Below are 12,730 nucleotides of genomic sequence, written 5' to 3'. Positions count from 1 at the left end.
AATGGCATAATTATAATCTGTATATAAACAACAAGATCAGGCTTTTGCCTGATCTTGTTGTTTATATACTTTTACATTTGTCGATTACAAAATGTCTTCCAGTGCATGATCTAAAGTCGGGAACTTAAATTCATATCCCAGTTGTCTGATCTTATCGTTAGAAAGTCTGGATCCTGTCAGGATCATATCAGCCTGTTCTCCTAATATAGCTTTAAGTATAAACTTGGGAACAGAAGGAAGGATAATACATTTATGAAGATGTTGAGCAAGTTTATGCGTGAAGTTCCTGTTATTAACATGCTCAGATGCTACAGCATTGACAGGTCCTTTTACATGCTGCTGATCCAGTGCAAAGGCTATAATGCCCGTGATATCATCTACATGTATCCAGGGAAAATATTGTTTGCCATCACCTAAAGCCGTGTTTAAATAAAGGTTTGTAATACGCTTCAGAAGAGGAAGAGCACCTCCGTCTTTGGCCAAAACAATTGAAGTTCGGATTTTTATGACACGTTCAGCAAGGCCTTCATTTTCAAATTGATCTGCTTTTGCTTCCCACTCTTTTGTCAGATCTGCAAGGAAATCATGACCGGCAGCGTCAGATTCTTTGAATATATGATCAGAAGTAATCATGCCGTAATAACCACTTGCAGATCCGGATACAAATGTTTTGATTTTTTGTCCGCGTTCTTTTAAGGTGTCAAAAATAAGTTGTGCGCTGTCAATACGGCTACTTCTCAGGTTTTGCTTCTGTTTTGATGTCCAGCGCTTGTCGAAAATATTTGCTCCCGCAAGGTGAATAATATGATCTACCTGTTCAAATGCCTGTTTATCGATTCGCTTCTGTTGTATATCCCATTCATACTCATTCGAATTTTTTTTATGTCTGGTCAGATAACGCAATTCATATTTATTACGCAACAGGAGAGTCAGATGCTTTGCAACAAGCCCATTTGCCCCACTTATAAGTACGATTTCTTTCATAGGTTAACAATCAAATTGCCTGCTCGCTGTGTATTGTTTGGTATATCCTTCTGAAGATAACAATACAACAACACGTTCTTCTTCATAATCTCTTGGTACCTGAAAGATAAAATCCAGTTTACCGTCTTTATCCAGATCCCCTACAAAAACGAGCTCCATAAAGGTGTCATTAAATGAACTTTCTTTTAGCATAATTCCCTGATCTTTACCGTCTATAGTTAAAGCGAGTGAATAATCCTTTACTTCATGAAATTTCTCCTTTTTATCATCGTCAGTCCAATGCATTTCCGTAGATAATATCTTTCCACGACCCTTTAAGGTATATGTATTGCCTTGAAAATCAAAGGAAGCAGATTCCTCAGGCCATATTTTGCCTGTTGTAATCTTTAATGCATTTACTTTTCCGGGTTTTAACTGCGGAAATTCCAGATATACCAGCGTTTTATGTTTAGAGCCTAGGCTTTCTGTATTCATACCGCTACATTCATCATAGCCTTTTTCGATTGTATAATCCGGTTTTGCTAACTCGAACTGCCCGTTATCTTCGTTTAAACTCAGCCATTGATTACCCGGAAGAAAGTCCGCTTTCTCATTTTCATCTAACCGGTAAGTTCCGTCGAAAAAGACATGACTTTCTTCTGTTACTGCGTCAGGTACAGGTTGTGGAGTCACTGGTTGTAAAGTATCTGTGATACTATCTTTTGTTGGATGATTTGATAGCGTATCTACTGTATTTACGGATTTTGTTCCGGAGGACTGACAGCCCATAACAAGAATTATAACAGATGTGAAAAGCCAATATTTAGACATAAGTAGTATTTGTTTATTATAAAGGTAAACAAATATCGTATGCTACGTTATGGCAGAAGCAAAAAAATGGAGATATTATACTGTTGGCGGAGATGCCAACAGACGTTTCACATGCGTTTGCCGGTGTCTTCACCGGCATACTATGAAGGCACAAGCACCGCTACGCTAATGCTTGCGCCATAGAAATTGAGAATAAACCTTGTTTAATTCTCTCCTTTTTAAGGAGAGATTACGTTTATCAGGAGAGAGGTTGAAAACAGAAACTATATAAGCATATGCAACATGCTTTCGCATAAAAATGGGACTCCAACAGACGTTTCACATGCGTTTGCCGGTGTCTTCACCGGCAATACTATGAAGGCACAAGCAGCGCTACGCTAATGCTTGCAGCATACAAATTGCAAGGGTTAAACCTTGCTTAATTCTCTCCTTTAAAGAAAAGATACCGATTTATCGGGAGAGAGGTTTAAATAATATTATTAAATTTTAGGATAGTGCACGTTGCAGAACTTCATAAGATCTGAGACGTTTGTCATCATCAAAGATATATGATGTCGTCATGATCTCATCCAGATTGTACATTTCAGCGAATGCATGTAAGTCTGCTCTCAGGGATTCTTCATTTCCGGTAAATGTGCAGGAAACCATACTTTGCACAGCTTGCTCTATTTCGGTGATACCGGCATAGATAGGTTGTTCTGTAGGTGGTGAAAGTGGTCTTCGGGTATTGGTAACTATACCTGCAAAAAGATTATACAGACTTGTTGCCAGATGAGCTGCCTCATCATTGGTGTCAGCTCCTATGACATTGACACAGGCTATGGAATAAGGATGCTGCAATTGTGCTGAAGGTTTAAAGTTTGTTTGATAAATCTCCATTGCATTTTTTAACATTGCAGGAGCAAAATGCGATGCAAAAGCATAGGGGAGCCCCAGTTCTGCTGCCAGATGCGCACTATCTGTACTCGAACCTAATATCCACAAAGGTACATGTTGTCCTTCAGCAGGAAAGGCACGCACTTTAGCATTAAAATTATCCTCACTAAAAAACTGCTGCAATGCTTTGACATCATCTGCGAAGTAAAATTGTGTATGCATGTTATTTCGGCGAAGTGCCATCGCTGTTAACTGATCCGTACCAGGAGCTCTTCCTAAGCCGAGATCAATGCGACCCGGATAAAGTGTTTCTAATGTTCCGAACTGTTCTGCCACGACCAGTGGTGTATGATTAGGGAGCATAATTCCTCCTGAGCCAACTCTTAACGTAGAGGTGTGAGCAGCCACATGACTGATCAGTATCACAGTTGCCGAACTGGCTATATATTCCATATTATGATGCTCGGCAAGCCAGAGACGTTCGTAACCTAATGATTCTATATGTTTTGCAGCAGTCACAACGCGGTCAATTGCTTCTTTAGGTGTTCCTCCTTTTTTTACAGGAGCCAATTCCAAAGCAGAGAATTTGATTTTTTTCATAACATAAAGATACGAGTCCGATCAGGGAGAATTGTAATGAAAATGTAGGATTAATGTAATCTGGAGGCCATTATTACGATGTAATTATTATCATGGTCTTGAGTAAAGAAAAGGAATTGTTCTCCTCCGTCTTTGATCTTCCAACGTTTTCTGAGTTCCTCAGGTTTATCCGGAAAGTTTTTAGCAATGATATTGGCCTGTTTGGGATAATCAGCCTTTTTAAAGGCAGAATAAGGAAGTACATTCGTCACGCTGAACATTCTGCCCGGGAAGGAAGTTTCCAGTTCTGTACTTGTATAGAGATGTGTGCTGGAATGTAATTTCTGTAATTGGTATTGCTTACCGACAGTTTTGAATGCTCCGGCTTTCGTGATAGCTACATCCGGATCATAGAGATACGTCAGTGCTGTACTATAGTTGTTTGTTTCCTGCCGCTCCTGCTCATAAGTAAAGGTCAGCTGCTGTTCAGTGCCCTGAAAAAGACGGACACTATGTATTTCAGGTTCTCCTTCGAAGCCTTTTTCCTGCACAAAAAGCAATTCTTTGCAATCATTATCCACACTGATTACATAGACATCTTTTACATACTGCAGGGAAGTAAGAGCTGTGGAAATATCCATTAACGGAGCGATTTTACTGATAATTGTATTCGCTTTTGTAAAAAACAGAGTTTGAAGATCTGCAATATTCGGTTCACAATCTGTTAACAGAAATACTTTCCGGGTATTCACCCTTCTCGAAGGATCAATATATATATAATCCAGACTGTTGTCGGGTTGCTGTTCGAGATAAGTTACAGCATCTGTAGCTACAAATTTTACATTGTTGACCCCTAATGTTTGAAAATTGTGTTGTACAATTTCCGATAGGGCAGTATTGATTTCACAATAGGTAACCTGACGGGCCTTGGAAGCGAAAAAATAACTGTCAATACCGAATCCGCCCGTCATATCTAGGAGAGCAGTATCCGGCTTAATAAGACGACACTTGAATGCCGCTGTCTGTTCTGATGAGGACTGTTCAAGATTCAGTTTTTCCGGAAAGTATATTCCAGGTGTATTTGCCCACTTCGGTAATTTACGGGCAATACGCTGCCTGCCATCCAGCTGAGTCGCCAGTTCTGCAGAAGATACAGCAACAAAAGGACTTTTCTTCAGGGCAATAGCAGATGGTGAAACCTTGCTGTTGTCCTGAAGAAAATGTTGAACTTCCTTTTGTAATATATTGTAATTCAATTATTTGTTTTTAACCAGCATCTGGCAAGTATAGCTGTCCTTCAGCTCTTTAATAATTTCTTTATTCAGCAATACCCGATCTATTGTTTCCTGATTGTAATAACGTATAGTGATCAACTCAAGGCCGGATTCTACAGTCACTTTATATCTTTTCTCCAGTTCTTCCAATAATGCAGTTACGTTATCACCCGTGTTGTCTACAGCTACAGAGAACTGGATTGCACTGTTATGCATCATGTTGATCTTGATGCGGTGCATATGAAAAAGATTAAAGATATGGCTCAGGTTGTCCTCTACGATGAATGAAAAATCACGTGGAGATATATTGATAAATACCTGATCGACCTTAAATATAAAAGAAGGAACCGGTAATGTCTGATTCGTGCTTTTGATTGTTGTGCCCGGCTGCGTACTGTCTATGAAAGAACGCACATGCAGGGCAATCTTTTTATTTTGAAGTGGCTTGATAGTCTTCGGGTGTATCACCGTAGCACCATAATATGTTAACTCGATCGCATCCGTATAAGATAGCTCGGGAATAAGCTGTGTCTTTTCAAACCATTTAGGGTCTGCATTCAGTACACCAGGTACATCTTTCCATATGGTGACCGATTCTGCATTCAGGCAGGCTGCAAATATAGCAGCCGAATAATCTGAGCCTTCCCGCCCAAGCGTTGTTGTGAAGTTTTCAGAAGTCGAGCCAATAAAACCCTGTGTAATCAATACATAATCATCCAGAAGTATCGGAAGTTCTTCCCGAATTTTATCTTCTGTTTTCTGCCAGTCTACTTTTCCTTCACGATAGGTATTATCTGTGAAAATATAATCACGTGCATCTGTCCATTTGGATTGGACTCCCATATGAGCAGCATATGCCGCTATAATACGTGAGGAAAGAAGCTCTCCCAATGATACAATCTGATCATACAGATAGTCATAAGTATCCAGCGGTTCTTCTTCCAGTATCCATTCAATTTCTACAAATGCATTTGCAATTTCGTCAAAAATCGGATGGGAATGATCTGCGAATAGCTGGTCCAGAATAGAGAAATGACTTTTTTTTACTTCATTCAGAAGTTCAAAGGCATCTCCGGATTGCTGAAAAAAAGTTTTAGTAAGTTCTTCTAAGGCATTAGTTGTTTTTCCGATTGCAGATACGACGACCAAAAGTGGCTCTTCCTTATATTGGAGAATAATGGACGCTACATTCTTTATGCTTTCTGCATCTCTTACCGAAGCTCCTCCGAATTTGAATACTTGCATTGATATTACTTATGTTTTTGGTTGATTGCTGTTAATTTGCTGAAGATATACTTTACCAGAGTCGGTCAGCAGATGTTCAATTTCCTGGTAGGGGATGCGCAGAGCGGTACTTCCTTCTACGTAAGATTTGATTTCGTATGGATTGTAATAAAACAGTAGGTTATCTTTTTCCAATGCGAAATTTTCTGCTAAAGCATATTTTCCATCTTCAAAAAAATACTTTCCGGAGAGGTTTTCATTTTCTTTAAGACGTTCTGCTTTCCGAAAATATTTTTCCGCAATTTTAAGCAATTCTTTTTGTTTTTCCTTACGGATAAGATCTGTTAAGGTGATTTTTTTATTGTTGGAGATATCAAAATTCGAAAGGATTATCACATGATTGCCATGCGCTCCTCCGCTGAAATCATCGATCTGGGTAGCGATAGAAAGGATACGGGAATTATTCAGTACAACATAACTTTGAAGTTCACGAAACCAGGCTATATGGTAGCTTGGATTGGCGGCGTCTTCTACAAATTCGTTAAAACCATCCAAAAAACTTTCAGCCGCCTGACGGACACTGTCTTCACCATCAATCAGGATCGAAGATCGAAGGAGCTGATTAATCCTGTCATTCTCAAATGATGGGTAAGAGGCTTTAAAATAAGTCGTGTCAATACCCGACTCTCCTTCTATAAAATAAGGACTGTTTTCATAAAAATTAACCAGCTTATACCGTAATGTATCCTGTGTGGCCTGTGTATTGCCTTGGCTTTCATTGCCTGAATGGCAACTTGCCCAAAGTAGTGCCGTAAAGATTCCACATACTATTCCATACCTCATTTTTCCTATCCCCATTTTTATGAAAGTGTTTGTTTACGATGCTTAGTTAGAAAGAAACTTCCAGTATATAAAATATATGGAAGAATATATTTCTTTTAGTGATTAATGCTGACATTCAGCCATTCACCATCAAATGTTGCCTGATATTTTTTATAAAATGCTATTGCAGGTGTATTCCAGTCCAGCACCTGCCACATCATTCCGGAATAGCCTTTGCTTTTGCTGTATTCGACGGTTCTGTCCAGTAATTTTTTTCCAATTCCTGTTCCCCGCATCTGTTCTGTCACGATAAGATCTTCCAGATATAACCTCCGGCCTTTCCATGTAGAATAGCGGATATAATATAGAGAAATACCAACAATTTTACCGGATACTTCAGCTACAAATGCTCCCCAAACCGGATTGTTTCCAAAACCGGATTCTTCAAACTCTTCCATAGTTACAGTGACCTGTTCCGGAGCTTTTTCAAATAAAGCCAGTTCCTTTATAAGTTCAAGCATGGCCGGACAGTCTGCTTTCACAGCCTCACGTATAATTACTTCCTGCATACTTATTTTACTTTAAAATGTTTGATAACTCGTTTTCCGAATACCGTGCTTCCCAGACGAATCATGGTGCTTCCCTGCTCTATAGCCAGACGGTAATCCGAAGACATTCCCATTGACAAAGTATCAAATGTGTCTTCCTTTCTGAAAAAGCTGGATTTTACACCATCAAAAAGCATTTTTAACTCGTAAAATTCTTCTTTTATAACCTTTTCATTCTCCGTATTTGTGGCAATACCCATTAAACCCCGGATGCGGATGTTTTTAAGCGAAGAAAACTCTTCATCCCGAAGCAACTCGATCAGTTCAGTATGATCCAATCCGAACTTAGTATCCTCGTCTGCGATATATACCTGTAATAAACAGTCTATTACACGGTCATGCTTTAAGGCATGCTTGTTAATTTCCTTCAGCAGTTTGACGGAGTCTACAGACTCGATCATATGGATAAAAGGTGCAATGTATTTAACCTTATTGGTCTGTAGATGACCAATGAGATGCCATTGGATATCTTTTGGTAGCTGTTCCTGTTTTTCAACAAGTTCCTGTACCATATTTTCTCCAAATATACGTTGCCCGGCTTCATATGCCTGCAGAATATCCTCGTTTGGTTTAGTCTTAGATACGGCTACTAATGTTACGCCTAAAGATTTGATTTCCTGATTTATTTCTTCAATGTTAGCTGCAATACTCATAACGTACAAATTTAGGATATAAAATAACGAAAAGCATCATATTCCGAGCCTTTTTGTAAATTTGTTCAAAATTATAAAATGCAACGTTTATTATTCGGTATATATTTAGTGTTTTTTCTGTTTTACTCCTGTGGTGATTCCTTGCCGAAGGATGTATTATCCCGATCCAAGATGACTGATATTCTGGTAGAAGTGCATCTGATAGATGGCTATCTGAATACATTGAGTGCAGATAGTTCCCGTCGGATAATTGACGGGTATTATCAACAGGCATTTACCAATTATGGTACAGACTCCGCAACGTTCAACAGAAGCATGAAATACTATTCCGAAGATCCTATACTAATGGGCGAAGTGTATGATAAAGTCAGTGCACGTTTAATGAAGATGGATCAGGAGTACAGTAAGATCGATTCGGTTCGTAATGCGGGTATTCAGGATAGTGTGAGAAGGGTTACTCATCTGCAGACGCTGGCCTCAAAAGCGCATGATCTGATTATGAATGTGCCTAAAGAAATCAGTAAGCTGACATATGAGGCTTACCGCGAGAGCTTTATCACGGAAGCCGGATTAAGCAGTCTGATCGGGAAGTATACTCCTGCAGTTCCTATGGTTCCTGCTGTGGAACAGATCCCGGAGAAAACATTACCGCCAATACCTATGCCGGTAGAAGAGAAGGCTGTCGGAGACAGTACGGACATGCCACTGACCCCTATGAAGTCTCCTTTGGTAAAGCCGGTGATGTAAACGGAGTCGGGAATAATTAAAATGTTGGTTTATTGAAGAGAGAATGGAATATGATTTATCCTGTAAATGCAAGTGACAAACTCGGCCTCGCCGAGATTAAAACATATATTAAACAAAAATGCCTCAGTGAGCCCGGCCGTGAGATGGTCGAGCGTATACAGCCGCAGGTAAAATACGATCAGATCGATCGTTTTCTGAGACAGACAAATGAGTTCAAAGATCTTCTGGTTAATGATTCTCCATTACCTGTAGATCATTTATACCCTATCAAATCCTTAGTAGAGAAGGTAAGGGTAGAAGGGGCTTTTCTTGCAGAAGAAGAGTTTTACAGAGTGTTGCTTTCCTTGCGTACAGTATATGCTGTAATACGTTATTTTAAAGAAAGGGAAGGTCAATATCCCAATCTGGAAGTACTGTTTGAACATGTAGAGATCGAAAACAGTATTATCCGGAATATTGAGTCTGTGCTTGATGAACGGGGTAAGATGAAGAATAATGCTTCCCGTCTGTTGCTGGATCTGACACAGCAGATCCTGAAATCGGAGCAGGAAGCCCACAAGAGAATTGACAGTATCTTTAAACAGGCGCAGAGCAACGGATGGACGGCAGATGGTAATCTGACCATTCGTGACGGACGTTTGGTGATTCCAATCCTGGCAGAGAACAAGAGAAAACTAAAAGGTTTGATTCACGACGAATCTGCAACCGGACAAACTGCTTATATAGAGCCTGAAGAGGTGTTCCATCTTAACAATAAGATTCGGGATCTGGAATTTGAGCGTCGCCGGGAAGTGATTCGTATCTTGGTGGAGTTGACGAATGGATTGAGACCTCATATTCCATTATTGTTATCTTACCACAGCTTACTGACAAAATTGGATTTTGTACGTGCCAAAGCCCTGTTTGCTTTGGATATAGATGCAGATATGCCTGAATTGTCAAAAGAAGCAGAGATCATGCTTCATAATGCACGTCATCCATTATTGTTCTTACACGCCAGGAAAGATCAGCATACTATAGTTCCGCTAAATATTAATATCAATAATGCGGAACGTATCATTGTCGTATCCGGTCCTAATGCCGGAGGAAAATCCGTGTGTATGAAAACAGTTGGATTATTGCAGCTTATGGTACAGTCTGGTTTGCTGATACCTGCAGATCCAACTTCCAAAGTAGGAGTATTCAGGCAGATCTTTGCAGATATAGGGGATGATCAGTCCATAGAGAGTGATTTGAGTACATATAGTGCGCATTTGTCCAAGATGAAACACTTTACAGAGTTTGCAAATGCCCGTACGCTGGTATTGATAGATGAATTTGGTACAGGTACGGATCCATTATTTGGAGGTCCAATGGCGGAATCTGTACTGGAAACATTAAATAAAAAACAAATCCGTGGCGTTATTACAACACACTATTCTAATCTTAAGGTATTTGCGAGTAATACAGCAGGTATAGAGAATGCTTCGATGTTGTTTGATAATGTGGCAATGAAGCCGTTATATATTCTGCAGGTCGGTAAACCGGGAAGTTCATATGCGTTTGAAATTGCACAGAAGATCGGTTTGCGAAAAGATATTCTGGAACTGGCCAGACAAAAAGTTGGTACACAACAGAAAAAGGTTGATACTTTATTGGTGGATCTGGAGCGGGATAAAAAGGAAGTCATGGAAACCAAGACAGCTATTCTGAAACGCGAACGTGAACTGGTGGCTTTGAAAGCGGAGTACGAAACGCTGCAGTCTTATCTGGATGAGAATAAAAAGCAAATTCTCAAACAGGCAAAAGAAGAGGCGAGACAGATTCTAAAAGATGCAAACAAACTGGTGGAAAACACTATTGCTGATATTAAATCAGTAAATGCAGATAAAGAAAAAACTAAGGAAATAAGAGGAAAGCTCACGAAAGCTGCTGCTGATCATAAACCAGTACACGGAACAGTTGCTCCTAAAACAAAAATACAGCCTGAAGAAGATACAGCTATAGAGGTGGGTGATTGGGTAAAAATAATAGATTCAGGGAATGAAGCTCAGGTCATTGAGGTGGCACGTAATAATAATCTGATACTTGCACTTGGCGACTTACGTACAGTTGTGAAGCGTTCTAAAGTGAGCAAACTAAGAAGTAAAGAAAAGTCAAAAGCGATCAAAAGGAGTAGTAATACACCTTCAGCTGCCGATTTTAGTCCGGAAGTGGATGTGAGAGGTATGCGTACAGAAGATGCATTGAATCAGATTGAACTGGTATTGGATAGAGCTGTTATGATCGGATATCCGAGTCTTAAAATTGTACATGGCAAAGGAGATGGTATTTTGCGTAAATTTATACGGGATTATCTTCGTAAGTATAGCCATGTCTCCAGATTTGAGGATGAACATGCCGATAGAGGAGGGGACGGTATTACCTATGCTTATATAGATTAGGGAGTTGATAAGGTTAAGAGGGTTAATATAGTTGATAAAGATACTACTTGCTTACTTTTAAACTAATTCTCTCCTTTTTAAGGAGAGATGCCCGCAGGGCAGAGAGGTTTGGGAAGAAGTTGATAGGGTTTAAGGGGTTGATATAGTTGATAAAGATACAACTTGCATAGTGTTAAACTGAATTCTCTCCTTTTTAAGGAGAGATGCCCGCAGGGCAGAGAGGTTTGGGGAAAACTTAATAAGGTTTAGAACTGCTTTATTTGATGAATATTACTGTCCTCACTAGCAGATAGTTTTATATATTTGATTTCAATTTGGATATTATGTTTGGAGATTTTTTTCAGGATGAACGTGTTCAGGCAGTCTTTGTATCCATTCTATGCGGATGTGTTATCGGTTTTGAGCGTGAATACCGGAATAAGTCGGCTGGTTTCAGAACGGTAGTACTTATCTGTTTCGGATCTACTATTTTTACAATGGTCTCTATGTTAGGAGAGCAATCCGATGACCGTATTGCTGCTAATATCGTTACAGGTATTGGTTTTCTAGGTGCAGGTGTGATCTTTAAAGGTAAGATGTCCGTTTTGGGACTGACAACTGCTGCAGTGATCTGGTCCATGGCCGCCATTGGTATGGTTATCGGTACCGGAGAGTTTGTGCTTGCATTCTTTCTTACCGGTTGTATGTTTATTATTCTGGCATTCTTTCATAAGATTGAACGTATGTTGTCCGGTTTTTTCTTTACGAAGACTTTATATATTACTTTTCAGGATATTGGATTATATCACCTTAAAGATTTTGAAGAGCTGTTACTCGAAGGTAGCGTGAAGCCGGTTCGTAAAGGTCTTGAAAAGCGTGGCAACCAGCTGATGGTCATTTATGATATTACCGGCAGACGTAAACATATTCAGGCTGTCAATGAAAAGATCGTTGGACTGGATTATGTATATGAGTTCTCTTATTCTTAATACCTTGCAATTATGTCACTTTACATTCGTCAATCTGTTTTTTATATCTTTCTGATCTGTACCTTTTCAAATGCTCCGTATGCCGCTTTTGGTCAGGAAGAGCCAGCCCGTACATTAGATATCCGGATATTAGAATCTATAGCAGAAACACGTACTCCAGCCCAGAATGCTACCTTTCATTTTATATCAGACTCTCATAATTATATGCAGATTGCTATTCCTGCAGGTCTGTTTATAGCGGGAGCGATCAGCGATGATAAGCAGATGCGTCAAAATGCGGGATACGTTATCAGCAGTACAGCAGTGACAGCTTTGTTAAATATCGGATTAAAGCAGGTTTTCAAACGATCCCGTCCTTTTAAGAAATATAATAATTTCACAGCTCTGTCCACGCCAGGTTCGTTCTCTTTCCCTTCGGGGCATACATCAGCGGCTTTTAGTACCGCCACAGCCTTATCTCATGCCTATCCCAAATGGTATGTCATAGCTCCAGCTATGTTATGGGCAGGTAGTGTGGGCTATTCGAGGATGTATTTGGGTGTACACTATACTTCGGATGTAGCTGCAGGTGCCGCTCTTGGTGCAGGAACTGCATTGGGTATGGGATTTATGAAAAAATAAACAGGACTTAATTCTATAAGTTTTCTTAGTAGCCTTGTTATTATAGTTCTTATAATATAAAGATTAAATAAGGTGTAACATATATAATTTGTGTTATTTTATTATGCAAGCATGGTAGTTTATGTTACAAATCAGGGAGAT

12 protein-coding genes are annotated in these 12,730 nt (G+C 39.6%); 4 read left to right on the top strand and 8 right to left on the bottom strand.

The annotated features are described in order from the left end of the window. Positions 1–84: 84 nt before the first annotated feature. The 8 genes from B4B65_RS12940 to B4B65_RS12905 form a co-directional block, all read right to left on the bottom strand. Positions 85–984, bottom strand: coding sequence for a TIGR01777 family oxidoreductase (locus tag B4B65_RS12940; RefSeq protein WP_293916006.1), 900 nt, complete (start codon positions 982–984; stop codon positions 85–87). A gap of 3 nt (positions 985–987) precedes the next feature. Continuing rightward, entirely contained in the window at positions 988–1,794 is an 807-nt protein-coding gene (locus B4B65_RS12935) for a hypothetical protein (protein ID WP_293916005.1), read from the bottom strand. Between the two features lie 486 nt (positions 1,795–2,280). Further along, the gene (locus B4B65_RS12930; RefSeq protein WP_293916004.1) at positions 2,281–3,270 is read right to left on the bottom strand and encodes an LLM class flavin-dependent oxidoreductase; all 990 of its coding nucleotides are present in this window, start codon (positions 3,268–3,270) and stop codon (positions 2,281–2,283) included. Between the two features lie 50 nt (positions 3,271–3,320). Continuing rightward, a complete protein-coding gene (locus B4B65_RS12925; RefSeq protein WP_293916003.1) occupies positions 3,321–4,505 on the bottom strand; it encodes a class I SAM-dependent methyltransferase in 1,185 nt (394 codons plus the stop codon). Next, positions 4,506–5,768, bottom strand: a complete 1,263-nt coding sequence (locus B4B65_RS12920) for an aspartate kinase (RefSeq protein WP_293916002.1) — start codon at positions 5,766–5,768, stop codon at positions 4,506–4,508. Positions 5,769–5,777: 9 nt separating this feature from the next. Further along, positions 5,778–6,590 (bottom strand): DUF3298 and DUF4163 domain-containing protein, encoded by an 813-nt coding sequence (locus B4B65_RS12915; RefSeq protein ID WP_293916001.1) that lies wholly within the window; start codon positions 6,588–6,590, stop codon positions 5,778–5,780. 95 nt (positions 6,591–6,685) lie between these two features. Continuing rightward, positions 6,686–7,138, bottom strand: a complete 453-nt coding sequence (locus B4B65_RS12910; protein ID WP_201679426.1) for a GNAT family N-acetyltransferase — start codon at positions 7,136–7,138, stop codon at positions 6,686–6,688. A 2-nt stretch (positions 7,139–7,140) separates the two neighbouring features. Beyond that, positions 7,141–7,830, bottom strand: a complete 690-nt coding sequence (locus tag B4B65_RS12905; RefSeq protein WP_201679425.1) for a YggS family pyridoxal phosphate-dependent enzyme — start codon at positions 7,828–7,830, stop codon at positions 7,141–7,143. Positions 7,831–7,908: 78 nt separating this feature from the next. Between B4B65_RS12905 and B4B65_RS12900 the strand changes: the two genes are divergently transcribed. From B4B65_RS12900 to B4B65_RS12885, 4 genes are all read left to right on the top strand, one after another. After that, positions 7,909–8,577: a DUF4296 domain-containing protein gene (locus B4B65_RS12900; RefSeq protein ID WP_293916000.1), complete on the top strand. Its 669-nt coding sequence runs from the start codon at positions 7,909–7,911 to the stop codon at positions 8,575–8,577. Positions 8,578–8,627: 50 nt separating this feature from the next. Then, positions 8,628–11,000, top strand: coding sequence for an endonuclease MutS2 (locus B4B65_RS12895; RefSeq protein ID WP_293916774.1), 2,373 nt, complete (start codon positions 8,628–8,630; stop codon positions 10,998–11,000). A 323-nt stretch (positions 11,001–11,323) separates the two neighbouring features. Then, positions 11,324–11,968 carry an MgtC/SapB family protein gene (locus B4B65_RS12890; RefSeq protein WP_115171494.1) on the top strand — a complete coding sequence of 215 codons (645 nt, stop codon included), beginning with the start codon at positions 11,324–11,326 and terminating at the stop codon, positions 11,966–11,968. Between the two features lie 12 nt (positions 11,969–11,980). Continuing rightward, positions 11,981–12,589, top strand: a complete 609-nt coding sequence (locus tag B4B65_RS12885) for a phosphatase PAP2 family protein (protein WP_293915999.1) — start codon at positions 11,981–11,983, stop codon at positions 12,587–12,589. Positions 12,590–12,730: the final 141 nt, after the last annotated feature.

It is taken from the genome of Sphingobacterium sp. UBA5789 (assembly GCF_002418355.1).
Taxonomy (GTDB): Bacteria; Bacteroidota; Bacteroidia; order Sphingobacteriales; family Sphingobacteriaceae; genus Sphingobacterium.
Note: the sequence above shows the minus strand (reverse complement) of the source record. Positions and strands in the feature narration are given on the sequence as shown.